The organism is Candidatus Lokiarchaeum ossiferum (assembly GCA_025839675.1).
Lineage (GTDB): Archaea > Asgardarchaeota > Lokiarchaeia > Sigyniarchaeales > Promethearchaeaceae > Lokiarchaeum > Lokiarchaeum ossiferum.
Genome location: CP104013.1, coordinates 5,593,137 through 5,609,879 on the forward strand (window position 1 = coordinate 5,593,137; position 16,743 = coordinate 5,609,879).

13 protein-coding genes are annotated in these 16,743 nt (G+C 32.1%); 7 read left to right on the top strand and 6 right to left on the bottom strand.

What is annotated here, in order from left to right; all coding sequences use genetic code 11:
• The first annotated feature begins 66 nt into the window (after positions 1–66).
• Positions 67–1,332 carry a DNA glycosylase AlkZ-like family protein gene (locus tag NEF87_RS23855; RefSeq protein WP_457917802.1) on the top strand — a complete coding sequence of 422 codons (1,266 nt, stop codon included), beginning with the start codon at positions 67–69 and terminating at the stop codon, positions 1,330–1,332.
• Between the two features lie 196 nt (positions 1,333–1,528).
• Here NEF87_RS23855 and NEF87_RS23860 read toward each other — a convergent pair whose 3' ends face one another.
• From NEF87_RS23860 to NEF87_RS23870, 3 genes are all read right to left on the bottom strand, one after another.
• Positions 1,529–1,903: a transcriptional regulator gene (locus NEF87_RS23860; protein ID WP_371804033.1), complete on the bottom strand. Its 375-nt coding sequence runs from the start codon at positions 1,901–1,903 to the stop codon at positions 1,529–1,531.
• 4 nt (positions 1,904–1,907) lie between these two features.
• Positions 1,908–3,287, bottom strand: coding sequence for a hypothetical protein (locus NEF87_RS23865; RefSeq protein WP_457917803.1), 1,380 nt, complete (start codon positions 3,285–3,287; stop codon positions 1,908–1,910).
• A gap of 120 nt (positions 3,288–3,407) precedes the next feature.
• The gene (locus NEF87_RS23870; RefSeq protein WP_457917804.1) at positions 3,408–3,830 is read right to left on the bottom strand and encodes a hypothetical protein; all 423 of its coding nucleotides are present in this window, start codon (positions 3,828–3,830) and stop codon (positions 3,408–3,410) included.
• 339 nt (positions 3,831–4,169) lie between these two features.
• Here NEF87_RS23870 and NEF87_RS23875 point away from each other — a divergent pair, with 339 nt between their 5' ends.
• Positions 4,170–4,316, top strand: coding sequence for a hypothetical protein (locus tag NEF87_RS23875; protein WP_371804035.1), 147 nt, complete (start codon positions 4,170–4,172; stop codon positions 4,314–4,316).
• 14 nt (positions 4,317–4,330) lie between these two features.
• Here NEF87_RS23875 and NEF87_RS23880 read toward each other — a convergent pair whose 3' ends face one another.
• Positions 4,331–5,221 carry a hypothetical protein gene (locus tag NEF87_RS23880; protein ID WP_457917805.1) on the bottom strand — a complete coding sequence of 297 codons (891 nt, stop codon included), beginning with the start codon at positions 5,219–5,221 and terminating at the stop codon, positions 4,331–4,333.
• 293 nt (positions 5,222–5,514) lie between these two features.
• Between NEF87_RS23880 and NEF87_RS23885 the strand changes: the two genes are divergently transcribed.
• From NEF87_RS23885 to NEF87_RS23895, 3 genes are all read left to right on the top strand, one after another.
• Positions 5,515–6,735 carry an SPFH domain-containing protein gene (locus NEF87_RS23885; protein WP_371804037.1) on the top strand — a complete coding sequence of 407 codons (1,221 nt, stop codon included), beginning with the start codon at positions 5,515–5,517 and terminating at the stop codon, positions 6,733–6,735.
• A 74-nt stretch (positions 6,736–6,809) separates the two neighbouring features.
• Positions 6,810–7,463: a hypothetical protein gene (locus NEF87_RS23890; RefSeq protein ID WP_371804038.1), complete on the top strand. Its 654-nt coding sequence runs from the start codon at positions 6,810–6,812 to the stop codon at positions 7,461–7,463.
• A gap of 73 nt (positions 7,464–7,536) precedes the next feature.
• A complete protein-coding gene (locus tag NEF87_RS23895) occupies positions 7,537–8,541 on the top strand; it encodes a DMT family transporter (RefSeq protein ID WP_457917806.1) in 1,005 nt (334 codons plus the stop codon).
• 142 nt (positions 8,542–8,683) lie between these two features.
• Here NEF87_RS23895 and NEF87_RS23900 read toward each other — a convergent pair whose 3' ends face one another.
• Complete coding sequence (locus NEF87_RS23900) at positions 8,684–10,147, bottom strand: endonuclease/exonuclease/phosphatase family protein (protein WP_457917807.1); 1,464 nt, start codon at positions 10,145–10,147, stop codon at positions 8,684–8,686.
• 127 nt (positions 10,148–10,274) lie between these two features.
• On the bottom strand, positions 10,275–11,624 hold the full coding sequence (locus NEF87_RS23905) for a PUA domain-containing protein (protein ID WP_457917808.1): 1,350 nt from the start codon (positions 11,622–11,624) through the stop codon (positions 10,275–10,277).
• A 116-nt stretch (positions 11,625–11,740) separates the two neighbouring features.
• Here NEF87_RS23905 and NEF87_RS23910 point away from each other — a divergent pair, with 116 nt between their 5' ends.
• On the top strand, positions 11,741–12,139 hold the full coding sequence (locus NEF87_RS23910; protein WP_371804042.1) for a CBS domain-containing protein: 399 nt from the start codon (positions 11,741–11,743) through the stop codon (positions 12,137–12,139).
• Positions 12,140–12,735: 596 nt separating this feature from the next.
• Positions 12,736–16,731 carry a hypothetical protein gene (locus tag NEF87_RS23915; protein ID WP_457917809.1) on the top strand — a complete coding sequence of 1,332 codons (3,996 nt, stop codon included), beginning with the start codon at positions 12,736–12,738 and terminating at the stop codon, positions 16,729–16,731.
• Positions 16,732–16,743 lie beyond the last annotated feature (12 nt).

Here is a 16,743-nt window from a genome sequence, read left to right on the forward strand (position 1 = left end):
ACAAATTATTCTTGAAAAATTATTGACCCCTTCTTTTTTAAAAGGTAATTCTGGAGAATTTACACAATGCCGATTCAAATTGATGATCTTCCTACCATATCCAAATCTCAATTACAAAAATTGTTCATCGTAGGTACCCACTTACATAAATGGCAAAATGAATCATCTACTGGTATAGAAGATGTGTTTGTGGAACAAGGTTTTGTCCAAATTGATCCTTTAAATCCTGCGGGAAGAAATCATGATCACTTTTTTTTGTCTCGAATGCCTCAATACCTGCAAGGAATGGCAGAAAAACAACTTTATTCAAATAATGTACTTTTTGAAAGTTATTTTCATTCTTTGAATATGATTTCAATGAAATATTTTCCATTGTTCTATTGTCGAAGATCTCGCCAGTATCTTCATGATTATTATTTGCGACAACTCAAAGTATTGGAATCGAATCATCCCCAGCTTATACCCAAAGTTAAAGAATATATGCAATCCAAAGGTCCGTTAAAAATTGATGATGTTAAACAATTTGGGAAACCCGCATCAGGAGATACAAAATGGACGACTAATTCTTTTCGGGCAAATATTCTGGAGATATTGTGGGCCTTGGGGGAACTAAAGGTAGTGAAAAGAGATGAAAATTTCCGCAAATATTTTGATTTTATCGAAAAATATGTTGATCCTCCCCAATTAAAACGAACCCAATTGTCTGATAAATTACTTTACAATAAACGAATGTCCCTTTTTCTTCATAGTTTTCCTGTAATTGCTTCCAAGATAACTGTCGGAAAAGCAGATAGACTTCGCTTACCTCGTGGAAAAAAAACATGGGTCAAGCTTTTAGATTCTCCTATTGAAAATTTAATAGAAACAAAGTCACGCGGAAAAAAAGCTCGTTTTACCCCCAATCTTGTATATTACAAAGAAAAAAAGCGGATTTATTTTGTTCCTCAATCTTGGGAATCTATGTGCGAACAAGATTTCGATTCAGAAATGCGTGCTATTGCTCCCTTAGATCCTTTAATTTGGGATCGTGATATACTTCAAGATGTATTTAATTTTGAGTATAAATGGGAGGTTTATACACCTATCGCACAGCGAAAATGGGGTTATTATGTTTATCCGCTATTATTTCAAGGAAAGTTCATTGGGCGTTTAGAAGCAAAAAAACTTAAAAAATCCTCAGAATTAATGTTGTCAAACTTTCAACCCATTCCACGTTTGAAATATACTTCACTTCTGAAAAATAAGTTTGCTGAACTTGCATCTCGATGGCAGATTATGATTGGGGCCGATTCTGTAAAATTTGATGAAAGCTTTTCCAAATTACTAAATTGAAGGTTATTAATTTCATTTTTAATAGTATTTAAATCAATTACTACATAGGTAATTCTGAGACAATTAGCATCTGCTCTCTAATTTATATCCAAAATATTGACTTGAATTGATATTTGGTGGGATATCTGGGAGTTCAGTGTCTGGAGTGGCGAATTTATAAGAATTTGATAATGGACTCTATTGGATTTTTATCCTCTTACTTTTTAAATGAATTCACACTATTGAGTATGTTTTCAATTTCCCTGAGATATATTTCTAGTTTTTCTCCACCGTTCGAAGTTATTTTGACCATTTTCAAAGGTCGAGGGGAAAAATAGATAAAATCATTTACCCAACCTTCATTTTTTAAGATCTTTAGATGATGATCCAAATTTCCTGAGGTTGTTTTTAAAAGTTTTTGCATCTTCGTAAATCCCAGGCGATCGTAATTATACAAGAGAAACATTATATTGAACCTCAATGGAACTTTCAATATTTTATCTGAGCTAAGAAGAGGAAGTGAAATTTGATCATCCGTTTCATTAGAATTGTGCGGAATGAAATCATTGATTGATTTAGATTTTTCTTGCACTTTATTACACTTCCTTTTGATTCCCTATTTCCGAAATATCGGTTCCAATTGATGAAATTTTCTTCCCTATTATCCCGATTAATAAAAAGAGTAATATCATTAAGAAATTAAGTTCACTGATTATATATCTATTAAATATCAGGAATAATAAGTAAGATCTTCTAAATAATCCATAATTATTTATTGAAGATATCAGTATGAAGAACCCTATAAGAATTACTATAATGATGATCAGCATTCTTTTGGTTATTTTCTTATCAAGGTTTGAAAGACTTGAAGAGATAATATAGAAAATTGTGAAAATAACAATGATATAGAAAATAATATAGGTGGAAAATAAGCCGTTCACAATTGATTGAATAACAATGAAATGTACTAAATTTAGAAGAATAGAAATCCCAAAAGTTTTCCCAAGCAGTCTTTTTGAGTGTTTAGGATTATTAAAAGTAATACTTTTTGGGATTTTTCTTAATTCTATTGTAGAGTAAATCGCTGCTAAGAGATAAAGTGTGGCCAAAATCCATTGAATTGTATTCAAAACAGGGTATGTTTTGTTTTGAAAGGTGGAAAAGATAATGAAATAATAGAGAATACTTCCAGTGATTAGTAACCAATAAATCACTTTTTTAAATCGAAATTTTTCATACAACTCCAATCTTCCATAATTGTCGTAAATAAAATACCATGAATCACTATTTTCAAGATTAATTACTTCTTTAACTTGATTTATACGAAATTGTATCAAATTCAATTTATGACGAAATATTAATGATATATTCACAATTAGGGGAATAACAGCTAAGGAAAAGATCATTAATATCAAGTATCCTGACGAAATAATCGTAGAATTGAAGAAATAGAAAAATTTCAATGAAAAATTTTCTGAAATCCCATATTGTGAGAGATAAAAACAATTATGATGAACGTGAATTTTATTTAGAATACTCCCAGAAATTTTCTCAAGTACAGAATCACCATGTTCGATTCTTAAAAGAAAATCATCGAAATTTAAAAAGTAATTATCAATTATCCAAACTTCATAACACATAGAGATGAAGACTGGATACTCACTTCCACTAAAAATATTGTCTAAAATGGTAATATTTTGTCCGTCATGAACTCCAAATGCGTAGGATAGATAAAATATTTCATTTTCATATCTTGCCTCCAATGCAGAAAATATATTTCCAGATAATTCAGCATTTTTTACCTTTTTTAAATATACATTTCGAAGTGAATTCTCGGATAAAACAAGATTTGAGATGTTTGAAAAATGATTCGCACCCCAAGAATACAAGCCACGATTCTCTATTATTTCACAATTTAAGGAATTCGTGAAAAAAAGAGTATATTCAGAAACACCTAAAATGCTATTGTTGAACATGCGAATATTTTGGCTATTTGAAACAAAAACTAAAGAATAAGCATATCCACTCCTTATTTCACAGTTTTCTATCCGAATATTCGAAGAATCTTCAATCCAAAGTACTTTCTCAATATCATTTTAATTTGCCACCGAAGTATGAAAATAACAATTCCGAATGATCAGATAATCCGTGATATTCTCTATCCTAAGTCCATGGGTAGTATTATCTGAATAAAATCGAAAATTCTCGATAATGAAAGCCGATTCCCAAGATTTCCCATCTCCTGTCTGCGAAATATTCTCCAAGTCAGATAGATTAGTTATATTTATTGAGAAGAAATCAATCATATCGTCTTTATCGTCGAGAGTGAATGATTTGATACCGTCTATACTCTTTTGAGCTAGAACTTCAGCTTCTATTTCATTGATGCTGGGATTGATCAAATATTGGGATAATCCTCCAAGAAACACTAACCCTACGAGAATATAAAGAAAAATGAATAAAAATGTCTCAAAATTTCCTTTTCGAATTTCTTTCTTATTCGTTAATTTTTTATGCATAGTACAAATTTAGTTTGCCCCTATTTAAATCGGGGATATTCTCTGTACTACAGAGAAACAAATAGATCTATATTTTTATTATTATTGATATTTGGTCAGTAGGATTATTTGATCTAAAGGAAGTGTGAGAAAACTGAAGAAATGAAAACAATTTGAACTTTTTATAATGCGGATGAAACTGTTGTTGATACCAGTGGTGAAATTATTAAATCTAATAAATGGGAGGTTAATACATCAATCACACAACGAAAATGGGGTTATTGTGTATATCCTCTATTATTTCAAGGAAAGCTCATTGGACGTATAGAAGCAAAAAAACTTAATAAATACTCAGAATTAATGTTGTCAAACTTTCACCCCATTCCACGTTTGAAATTAACTTCACTTCTGAAAAACAAGTTTGCTGAACTTGCATCTCGATGGCAGATTATGATTGGGACCGATACCGTGAAATTTGATGAAATCTTTAAAACATTACTTGATTAATGTTTTAAAATGAATTAAAAAATACTGTTGCCACAATGATCGCAGTAAATGGAGGCTAGGTTTTTTATATTCTTCCCACAAGAGGGACATTTTTTTGAAGTTTTTGCAGTGTTTAGACCCGCTTTTGAAATTCTAACAGGATTAATTATCCGAGTTTCTTGTGAATTCGAGATCGGGTCAAAGATTGGATTTGTTGTTGTTTTTGGGGTGTTATTAAAGATTGGATTTGTTGTTGGTTTTGGGGCGTGGTCAAAGATTGGATTTGTTGTTGGTTTTGGGGTGTGGTCAAAGATTGGATTTGTTGTTGGTTTTGGGGTGTGGTCAAAGATTGGATTTGTTGTTGGTTTTGGGGGGTTATTAAAGATTGGATTTGTTGTTGTTTTTGGGGTGTTATCAAAGATCGGATTCGTTGATGTTTTTGGTGCTGGTTTGTATGCTGTTTTCTTGCTTGATTTGACCTTGGGACTAATTTTCGGAGATACGGGTTTTGTTTTATTAGGTTTTGCAATGCTGTTTGTTTTAAAGGTAGGGTTTCCTATGGCTACTGAATTAATTTGAGGTGGAATATTTGCACTTTGATTAGAGGTTTCAGGATATAATGCCTTAATTCGTTTCTGGGATATGATCATTGCTGGTAGAAAAACAATATAAATTATTAATCTTGCCATGGCTGTACCCGCTGATGCGCCTCCGTAGACTATTCCTCCTTTCATTGATTTTTTAAAAGATCTAAAAGCAACCCAAGAAAAAAATAATAAAACAAGGAAAAACCCCACATACATTCCGAAATGACCAAATATCAATCCACTCATAAAAATATCAAACGAAACAAAAATTAATTCCAAGATTAGCGTATTTATGAAAAAGTTGGAATAACTCTTTGAAATGGCTTCATCTTTCGTCATATGCTATAAGTTGTTGGAACTAAATAATAAATCTTATTTTTAGAAACTTACTTCAATAATTATATTTTTATAAATAATTATTACAAAGGCTGATTTTATTATAAAAAATCATATGTCCCATATGAATTTTTATTTTCCTCATATGATACCATGATAAATTTGGATTTTATTCAAATGCTTATTTTTCTTATTATCAGATAGGGTTGAATCGTTAGTCAAATTAAAGCCTTGGTAAGAAACTTTAATTTGAAACCAGAACAATTCACCTTTACAGTATATATGAGGAAAAAAAAATGATATTACAAACAGCTGGAGATATTTTTGTTGGTGTTCTTGTTGGAGGCCTTATTTTAGGGGCCATTTTGTTAATTATTTATTTAAAGAATATGATCGTGGTCCCTTTTAACGAGATCCACGTAATCAGTAGAGGAAAGAAGATTAACACTCTTGACGGAAAAGGGCGTTATCTTTATCTTAAACCATTGATGGGGAGAACGATTATTCCTAAGCACGTGCTCGATATTGAACCAGGTCTTTTGGAAATGCACGATTGTGATAACTTACCCTTTGGAATTGAAATCAGTGTTAAGGTACAAGTCACAGATCCACAGAAAGCGGCAGCTACTTTAACTCGAATTGATCATACAACTGTTTCCAAAGTTGTAGAAGATACTGTCATGTCTGCAGCTCGCTCTATTGCAATGGAACGAACTATTTTAGATATAATGAAAAAACGGGAGGATGTCGAACAATCCGTATATAGCATGGTTTCCGATGCTCTTGGAAAATTAGGATTATCGGCTATTATCTTTGACATTAAAAATATTCGCGATATCGATCAAAGCCAAGTAATATCCTCAATGGAACGGGTTAAAATTGCGGAATTACAAAAAAATGCTCAAGTTTCAGAAGCGATTCATAAAAAAGAAGCCACTGTTAAACGAGAACAAATGATGCAAGAAGAAGCTGCTGCAAGATTAACTCGGGAACAAGAGATTATTACACAACAAGTTAAAGTGGACCAAGAACAGTTGATCCTCGAAAAACAACAATCTTCGAAAAAAGCAGAAATTGAACGTGAAAAGCAACGCATTTATGCAGAAGCTGCTAAAGAAAAATTGATGATAGAAACACAAGCTGCTGCTGATGCTATCAAATTAAAGGCTGAATCTGAATCTCATGCAATCAAAATCCGTGCTGAAGCAGATGCGGACGCAATTCTCAAAAAGGGACAAGCTGAAGCGACAGTCTTAGAAATGAAAAATAAAGCCATGGGAGGTAATTTTGCTGCCCAAATTGAATTATCTAAAATAATGTCTGTTGCTCAAATTGATTCAGCCGGAAAAATTGCCGAAGCGTTAGGTAAAAATAATAAAATCATGTATCTACCTACAGGTGGAGATAATGGAATTCTTTCCAATTTTATGCCTAAAATGGATGCCATAATGCAATCTGGTTTACCTGCAGAAATCATGGAAACTCTTGGGAAGAAAAAATCGACCAAAAAACAATAATAAGATTTGTTTTTATTTTTTTGTTATCATTACTCATAATATATTTTTTAATCAATCAATCATAGGTTAAACAAATGGTAAAAGTTCCAATTGGAAAGGAAGTTGAAATTAATCTTTGGGATTCGAAGAAAAAGCACGGAATGGTCAAGTATTTTACTGACACAATGGATTTAGTCCGTGCCGAAAGCGAATTTTCTTTAAAAAAAGGTGATTCTGCCATTGTGGTTGAATCCTATGATAGTTTTGTAGTTGTTGTTCCTGAAGATGAATATACTCAATTGCTACATGGTTCACATTTAGATGGGATTGATATTCAAGGCTTAAATGAATTAATTTATAAATTATTAAAGGAGAGGATAAAAGATACTGGAGGAATTCTTTCTTTTGATGAGTTATGGTCAATTTTTAAGCGATCATCTATTCAAAGTGTTATTACGAAAAAGCATTTAAAAAAGGCTATAAAAATTCGACAAAGCTCATTTGATCGAATTAAAGATGATGGAGATACCATTGTCGCTCTAAAACCTCAAGAATGTTTGAATGATATCACTCAAATCGTGCGCCATTCTTCCAATACTTCATATGTTACAAAAGATTTTTTACAAAGCACTTTGCACTGGTCTGATTTGAGAATTGAACGGATATTGGATTATTTGACTAAAGAAGGGCGCTGTAGGGTTGAAGATTCATTTCGAACAGGCACCCGATACTATATGAAATTTTCATAAAGATTACTTTTTCCAAATTCTAATCGCCCAACAACAAAGAAACTTTATTAATATCTATGGTTTTCTCAAGATCATGGTTGTATCTAATGAAGAATCTCTTATTGAAAATAAAATTGAGTGTCATTCTACCACTCTTCTTGTTCAAAGGAAGAAAGGTATTCTTCTATCCGTCATATCACTACTATTTTTAGGGTTTTTGCCCATAATTGCAAATAGTCGCCCAACTAATCTTTCTGCCTTGAGTTATGCCTTCTATCTCTCCTTTTGGGAACTTATATGTTCTTTACCTTTGCTATTTATTGAATTGAAATCTCATGATAAAGGAATTTTTACCATGGATATTGAACCACTAGTAAGAAAGAAAACCTACTTTATAATGGCTATAACTGGTGTAATTTTTTCCGTTTCGACTTATTTCTATGTATTTTCTTTTGAAAAAGCGGGAACTGTAAGTGCTGCTATTGCGATACAAACTTATCCCCTTTTTTCAATTGTATGGGAAAGTATTTTCTTGAAGAAAAAAAAAAGGTGGGATGAATTGTTTTTTACGGGATTAATTATTCTGGGAATTTATTTCATTGGGACAGAAGGAACTTTTGCCATCCATGATTTTTCAATTTGGTTTGGTGTTGCTCTAATAACTCCGTTCCTATGGAGCATCGCCCATGTAACCATCAAAAATACCATTGATCAATCTCCAATCTCTCCAAATCAGGTAACTTTCTTTCGGGTACTAATTTCTAGCTTTTTATTGTTTCTATTATCAATGTTCATAGATGGTCCACAATCGGTCTTCGGAGGGTTTACCAATTTTGAATTCCAAAAATATGCCTTCTTAATGGGATTAGTTTACTATTTGGAATTAGTCAATTGGTTTTATGCGGTGAAATATGTGAATGTTTCGGTCGCGAGTACTATAACCACTCCCACTCCAGTGTTAACTATGATCCTTGCAGTTATATTTTTAAGCGAGAAAATTTTAGTATATCAAATTATTGGTATGGTGGTAGTTTTCATCGCTCTCTATGGTTTGATTTGGCGAGGTAATAAGAATCTCGAAAAAAAGAACAAAATATGAATGTAATTTATTTTTCATTCATTAGGGAAAAATAACCTCTTTTATTCTTAATGGATCCAAAAATAAGTTTTTTAGGGTTTGAGTTCTTCTTTACCTGTTTAGCGTTTTTTATCTCCTAATTCTTAACTCGTCGAGATTTCTATCAGACAGTACAATTTATTAACACAGGAAAATGGTCACTATAATAGTGAGCTAATCCATCTTCTGCAATATAGGTTTCTCGTGGAATTTCACAAGCATGAACTGTAATGGCTTCGCTTACAAAGATGTAATCTATCATGTTTTTGGGATCATCTTTACTGTCTGAAAACCCATTATAGGTTTGCAATTCATGAGGACCTGGACCATAAATATCAGAATAACTGCTGTGCAATGGTTTATCTCCGTAATTTTCTAAATATTCAAATCCTGCCATCGATACATTCGCATTAAAATCGCCTCCCAAAATAAGCGGGACATCTTGGGACACTTGGGCAAGTTTATCATTTAGCAACCGACTGGCATTGCCCGTAAAATCTGCTCCAAAATCATAATGGACGCAAGCTACTACGATTTGATCACTTGAAACTGTGTCAACAAATCGTCCCCAACTACAAACTCGTACATTACTTGCTCCCCAAGATTGCAGCGGAAGATTGGGATTTTTTGACAGCCAAAAGGATCCCCCTGTCAAAAAAGTAAATCGATCTTGATCATAAATGATAGCTGAATGCTCTCCGCTCAGTGTTCCGTCTTCTCGTCCAACTCCTGTATAACGGTAATTACGTACATCAAGATTTTGGATCAGATAGCGGAGTTGAAAATCATATGCTTCTTGCACTAAGATAAAGTCCCGATCCCAATGATCAATATATTCAACCAGGTTAATTTTTCGAACATTCCATGAGTCATAAGGATTTGATTCCGGAGTGTTTCCCTTCCGAATGTTATATGTCATCACACTCAAATCTAAGTTTCCTGAAGGAGAATAATTGCTTGAGGGGAGCGCAATAGGACGATATAAGCCACTAAACGCAAATATAAGTGTAAATCCAAGGAAGATTCCGCTTTCCCATCTAATTATTTTGTGTTGATGGTTATGGGTCGAACAATAAACCCAAAAATTGTGCCAGAGATTGGATAATTGCAATTTTTTAAGTAAAATGATGCCATAAAATATGAAAGATACTCCAATTCCGATTAAGAATAAATTAGAAATCCATAATCGCCAGAAATAGGTAAAAATAAATGCTCCTACGATTTCAACAGTAAGTCCAATCCCATTCACACAAAAAAGGATGATTCGGTTTCTTCTTGTTTGTTCTTGTTTTGTGGTTATTAATGCAAAATTAAAGAGAAAAAGCGTCCCGATTAGCGCACCCGACAGTAGTGGGAAAAACAATGCTATGAATGTGCTCAATATTAGGATTACGCTCTTTTTTTCCGCCTTTATTTCTGGAATTGTGATATCTGTGCGTGGTTTTCGATAAAGAATCGCATGAATTAAGAAATGGAAGAATAATCCAACAATAACTAGAATTATCCCATATCCCACGGTTAAGAAACCCGCGGGGAATATAAATTGGAATATCCATTCCCAAGATGAACTAAAGGTTCTAACTCCCATAGTTATTGTTATATCGATATACAGATAAATGTTTACCAGTAACAGAGATAAAGTTTAAAAAAGAAATCAATGTTAGAATCGCTCAAACGATCGTTCCTATTTTTAGGAACGACTTGAGAGTAGGTTTTTACTTGCTCTCTTTTTGTAAAAAAGCAATAAAATATCCGATACTATCATTAAGTCCGGGATAAAATCGGATCATTTGTTGGCATTCCTCATCAGAGAGATCCATGCGAGAAATTCCTGGTTGTCCTATTTTTCGATATTTTTTGGGGATTGATACCACTTTATATCCCAATTTGTGAACTGCATAGGCAATTATGTCCTCGTTTTCTTCTTTTGGAATTGTACATGTATTATACATCAAAAATCCCCCCGGTTTTACTAGATTGTCTACAATTTTTAATAGACGACGTTGATTAACCGGATAATCTAAAAGATCTTTCATAGTTTTATCAAGAAATATTTTTGGACGTGTTCCCAAAGCACTACATGGTGGATCAAACATCAAAAAATCTGCACTTTTTTCGAGTTCAGGGCGTAATTTTAATAATTTTCGTAAGTTACATGCCAAAACCTCGATATTTTGAAGTCCCAACCTTGTGATGTCGTTTCTCAAATGTTCTAATCGATTTGTTGATCTATCAATAGAAATTATCTTTGGCCACTTAGGTTTGCCTTGACTGCGTGAGAGATAAAATCCCCATTCAGCTAAAGCAGAAGTCTTATGCCCAGGAGCAGAGCAAGTATCAATAATTAAACCAGTGCTTTCAGGAAATACTTTTAAGTATTTCTCCATAAAAATTGCGGATGCTAAATTTGGAGGGAGATTTTGTTCAGTAATCCATCCTTTTTTATATAAATCGCCATCACGATAATCGGGAATAGAATATAGTGGATTATGGTTTTTCACAAAAATTCCTTTCAAATATTTGGGAAAATCTCGTGAAGAGATCATTGCTTCTCCATTAGCAATATGAAAATACTTTTCGAGCTCATCTGGGGTAAAATCAGAATTTTTCACAATCTCAGGATATTTTTTTGGAGCAAGCGTTATTGAAACAGCTTCTCCTTTCGGAAATTTTCCATTGAAACCTTTAATTCCAGGTACAAAGAGATTTGCGCCAAGCATAATTGATTCTGCAGCAAATTTATCACAATATACAATTCTATCATGAAGCTTTCCAACTTCTTTCTTTGTAATAGGGATTTGCAGAACATTGGGAAGGGATCCGAGTTGACTTAGGACAGTGGGGAATATATTTTGAGTAAAAGAAAGAGCATTTTCTGGACTTATTTTTGATAAATTAATTCTCAAGTTATAATATTGAGGAGGTGTATGAATTGCCTGAATAATTTTTAACATATCTTCCGGATCGGTTATTGTTGCACTTAATCTTTCAATTACTGCTTTACCTATGAAATTTTGTTGTGCGTATTGGAGTACTAAGGAACTTTGAGAATCATCATTAGCCATGATTTTAAATTGTTTAACATTGCATTCGGAAAAAAATTTTCGTAAAGATTTTTGGCTTTTAATGACTTTATTGCCTATAGTTCTTCATATTAGATATTTTAAAGGATTCTGGAAAAATGAATTTAAATACTGTACTTGCAAAGGAAATAATGAGTTCTGCAATTTCAACAACAACGCCAATGGAAAAAGTGTCTAATGCAGAAATCTTGATGATTAAAAAGAATATTGGGGGTTTACCTGTTGTTTCTGCTGAGACAAATCAATTGATTGGAATATTGACCCAACGCGATGTCCAACTAAGCCGTTCTATTATAGGTACCAATGTATTCCATGTTGATGATCTTTATTCTAAAAACCCTGTCAAAGCCCTATTAGATGACCCTTTACCCGATATAATTAAAAAAATGAATGATTATAACATTGAGCGAATTCCTGTTGTTGATGAGAATAATTTCGTCCAAGGCATTATTGTAACTCAAGATATCATCTCTCTTTTAGGAAAATATTTCGCATAGAAATAATATTTCTCTATTTTTTTTTTGCCAATTTCTATTTTTTTTTAAGTTGTCGTGCCCATAGAAATTTAAGAGCTATTTATTTTCATTAAGTCATAAATAGTAGATCATTAACTGGAGTTGACTAGACAATAGGGCACGGAAAAAAAAAGTATATCCCCCATTCTCAAGATGTATTTCCTTATATTTCTGAAGTAAAAAGTCCTGATTGGGTTCCATTTACTACACTGTGGCCTATACCGGAAGCCTATTATCCTCATGTCTCCATTCCTGCTCTACGATCCTTATCTTATGCATATCAAGAATCATCCCTAGAAACGATTTTTTGGTTCTTTCTATTAAAGAAATATCTGAAACTTCCGATTGAAAAACATGATTACGAATTTTATGATGAATTATTAAAATGTGAGGTCATTGAGGAGAAAAAAAATGGTTTTAAGGCAAATCCATTACATTTATGGAATGTAACCCGTGATAAACAAAATATTCGTTCTGCTCCTGATTTATCTTCAACTTTTTATGCGCTCCACATTTTAAAATATATCGGTAGATTAAATGAATATCTCCAAGATCAGAATGGAGAAAAGCGAGATTTTTTGTTAAATTATATCGAAGATTTTGAAGAACATTTAAAAAATCGTCAAAATAAAGCTATATCGGAATATAAGATCCTCTTTTTTATAATTTCAATTTATGATCTCCTTGGAGTTCCCCCAAAGACACTTAATAGTCGATTTATACGAAAATTGTCCCAATCTTGTAAAGGGACTGATCAGATTTATCGCCTACTCTGCCTACAATACATCGGTAATAGAGATTTGATTAATGATGTTGAGTTATTCAAACTCCAAAAGTATCAAAAACCAAACGGCGGTTTTACCATTCAAAATTCTGCTTATGCTGATGTGAATGATACATTTTGGATTGGATATACTTTAGAATCTTATAAATGGCTCCTTCCTTATAGGGCTGGACCATTATATTCGTTTATTGTGGCTGTTTTTAGACACGTAAATCTTTCTCAAAAAGAAAATTTTGATCAACAAATCCAATATTTGGCTCAAATGGTGGTTCTCCAGACAAATATTTTTAATAGTTTGATGAATGAAGCCGAAAAATTGATTTTTTCTAATCTTTCACCCAACGGATTGTTAGATTTGAAAATTCTATCCATTCAAGGAGGATTTTCAGGTTCCGAACAAGATATTATTCGTCATATTAACAATAAATATCAAATCCAGTTGGATATTATGGATAATAAAATCCTTTTCCGACGATTTTTGAATAAAATTAATACATTTGAAGAAAAAATTGCTATCAAATTGAAGGATAAAATTCAAACTCACTCGCAATTAGACATAACTGAATTTCGAAAAGGATTTAATCGACGAATGGCAAAAAATTTGCGAATCAAGGATGAAGAACTGATTAAATTGCTTCAGAGCATGATGCAAGAACACTTTTTTACTGGTAAGATAAATAAAAAGAGTCGGTTTCCATTTTCTCACAATTTTTATTTTATCCGGGAAAGTTATTTAGAATATTTAATTGTATGCAACAAACCCGTCTCTTGGGAAAATATCCGTCATGAAAAACGTCGATTAGACGAAATTTCTAAAGACATATATAGCATGACTCGGGAAATGGAAATTTCTACCTCAAATATTATGAATGAGATTGAATCTTTGATCATTGTAGGAATTGACCCTGAATTCATTGAAGAACGCCTAACTTTCAATATAAAGAAAACTTTGATGGATGCTTCTTTTTTCAATAAAACGATAGAATCTTTTGAATCTGAGTTTGAATTAATTAAACCTCAAGTTGCACTTGAAACCTTATTTAAAAGATGGAATTTTATATATTCATCTCTTCAAAAGAATTTTCAGAACGTAAGACGTATTTTGACAATTAAAATTGGAACTTTGCGTGAAGAAATTGATCAGCACCAGTTAACTGTGGATTTAGAAAAATTAATTTCAAACAAAATTGGTTTCTTGATGGAGCAATTTGATGGATTCGATAGAACTTTTCGAATTAAGTTGGAGAGTGAATATTCCCGAGATAATGTGAATAGACTTGAAATTTTTCTTCAAGAAATTGAAACAAGTACAGAAGATGCAGATCACCAGGTGCGGGCTTTATCATTGCGTATATCAAGTAAAGAAAAAAATATTGCTTCTTTCCGTAAAAAAGTGATTTCCCGATGGATCTCTCAACTTGATGAATTTAAAAACGTAATTTCTTACTATAACTTGGGAATAAGCTTGTGGAACAAGAAAATTGGTGAGATTGATATTAATTTTAACCAATTTACTTCAACTATTGAAAAATTCAAAGATCAAATTAATCAATTTATCCAAGATCATGATTATTCTCAAGCTTTGAAGAATACAGAAACGGGATTTGTAGAAATATCTAAGAATATTGGCAAATTTTCTAAAAATTTGAAGAAAGATATTGGAAAATATTATAAAAAAAATCGGAAACTCGCCCCCTTGATAAGAACTATCCAAAATGAATGGCTAGAAATGCAAAACATTCTGGAAGAAGACATTCAAACAACTCGAGATCAATATTCACAGTCCATACAAATGGATCTTAAAACTCATTTGCGAGAAACTTTGAATTTAAAAGTGACAAAGGTAATTACCGAAATGAGACAAGAAATCATAAAGGTCGAGAAGCAGATTAATTCTGAAATTCTTAAAGAAGGAGACTTTCCGAAATCTCAATATATTACTAAGATCCAAGACTTAAATGAAATTGTTATTGATAAATCTCAAGATGTATCGCAAGCGGTCAAGTCTGCTGTAAGTAAATATAAAAAATTCGATTTTTCCCCCATTATTTCCAATTTTGAAAAATTCAAAATTGATTTTCTCGAAGAAATTAAGAATTTGGAGAGAAAATTTCAAGGTGATGAATTAATTTATTGCATTTTACAACATGCAAAAAATCAGAAGTTAAATTTTATCCCAATGTCGGAGATAAGTCAATTAGTTAAAACCGATGAGAAAGAACTTCTCGACCAGTTGTCATTATTAGTTACTGATGGAAGATTAAATGCGAGAATTTTCGGAGATCCTATAACTATTGAAGTTCATAATGAATCTTGGCGGAATTATAAAAGATTAAGGGCCCACAATTTAATTCTTCTCCGTGAATTAAATTCTTCCACAAATAAAATTGAAATCTTTTTTGAAAAATCCATCCAAAGTAATGAATTTATGAGTTCTATCGTCCAAATTCGTCAACTTTGTCTGAATTTTAAACAATCTATATTCCAAACTTTAGAATCTTATGAAATTTTCATCCAAAAGAATAATATAGATATGAAAAACACGCTGTTGGAAAAAACATATCGTGACTTTTACTTACAACTAGAGAAATTAACCCAAAGAGTTGAATCTTTTGCTAAAAATTGTGACCTTGCAGAAAAATATCAAGATTTTCTAAATCAGAATACAATTCTACTTGAAGAGAACATCAATTCTGAAATTAGGCGTTTGCATCGTTATGTCGACTCTAGGCCAAAAACTTCTTCTTCGAAACAATCTATTGAATGGTTGAACTCTCAAAAAAATGCTTTAAACAATGGAATTACTCTAATCGACAATAAAATTGAAGAATTTGCACAACAAAATGTGATGGGTGATATCCATTTAGTGGTTCGCCATCTTGATAATTCATATCAACAACAAAAACACAATTTATTAAACGAATATCAGAATGCTCTTGAGGACCTTCTTGAAAGAATTGCTTTACAAGAAATAAATTCAATGCAAAAGGATATGGATAAAATACTTCTCGGCCTCCAAAATTCCTTGAATGATTTTATATATAACTATGATCTTGAAATAACAAATAAAATTCGCAGCAAAGAGTTTTTGCTCGCTTCCAAAAAACTTAAGATAAGAACTCAATTAATCGAAGAACGGGTTAAAAAAATTGAGAAAAAAATGGCAATTTCTAATAAGTCATTATCAAATAGGTCCAAAATTTTTTCAATCAAATATTCTAATTATTATAAAGAACAATGGGAAGAATTCTTAAGTGATTTTATCAAAACTCAATTGCAAGCTAAGTTTATAGCACTTCAAACCGAAATGATTCTCCATTTCACTTTTTTTTCTATGAAATCTCTCAAAGGTAATTATGTTCCTCTTCGAGTTTTTACAGAGGATTTGAAAATAAAGCACACGGTTGTAAAACATGCCTTAATGACCTTGATTTCAGAAGATATTTTACCTGGAAAAGTAGATCTTTCTTATGATATATATTTTGAGGGATCTGATGAATTGGATGCTGAAACTATTGCATCATTGGATATAATAAAAAAGACAAATGTAAAATTTTACATGGGAATTTCGCGTGTGTCAAATGTAATGAAATTATTGTATCCCTTTCTAGCGTCAATTCCTCCAATAATTACAATAATTTATCTAATTGGTGATTCTACTTCAAGAGTTCTTTGGGTTCTTGCCCCAATGCTCATTCTAATTTTTATAATCTCCGTTGTTTGGATTAAAAAGGGAAAAGACAAAGTCAAAAAAGACCAACTTTTAAGAAAGTCACGGCAACTAAATTAAAATAAATTTTTG

Coding starts and splice junctions, on each gene's coding strand:
- NEF87_RS23855 (WP_457917802.1), top strand. CDS start 67: ATGCCGATTCAAATTGATGATCTTCCTACCATATCCAAATCTCAATTA.
- NEF87_RS23865 (WP_457917803.1), bottom strand. CDS start 3,287: ATGTTCAACAATAGCATTTTAGGTGTTTCTGAATATACTCTTTTTTTC.
- NEF87_RS23870 (WP_457917804.1), bottom strand. CDS start 3,830: ATGCATAAAAAATTAACGAATAAGAAAGAAATTCGAAAAGGAAATTTT.
- NEF87_RS23875 (WP_371804035.1), top strand. CDS start 4,170: ATGTTGTCAAACTTTCACCCCATTCCACGTTTGAAATTAACTTCACTT.
- NEF87_RS23880 (WP_457917805.1), bottom strand. CDS start 5,221: ATGACGAAAGATGAAGCCATTTCAAAGAGTTATTCCAACTTTTTCATA.
- NEF87_RS23885 (WP_371804037.1), top strand. CDS start 5,515: ATGATATTACAAACAGCTGGAGATATTTTTGTTGGTGTTCTTGTTGGA.
- NEF87_RS23890 (WP_371804038.1), top strand. CDS start 6,810: ATGGTAAAAGTTCCAATTGGAAAGGAAGTTGAAATTAATCTTTGGGAT.
- NEF87_RS23895 (WP_457917806.1), top strand. CDS start 7,537: ATGGTTGTATCTAATGAAGAATCTCTTATTGAAAATAAAATTGAGTGT.
- NEF87_RS23900 (WP_457917807.1), bottom strand. CDS start 10,147: ATGGGAGTTAGAACCTTTAGTTCATCTTGGGAATGGATATTCCAATTT.
- NEF87_RS23905 (WP_457917808.1), bottom strand. CDS start 11,624: ATGGCTAATGATGATTCTCAAAGTTCCTTAGTACTCCAATACGCACAA.
- NEF87_RS23910 (WP_371804042.1), top strand. CDS start 11,741: ATGAATTTAAATACTGTACTTGCAAAGGAAATAATGAGTTCTGCAATT.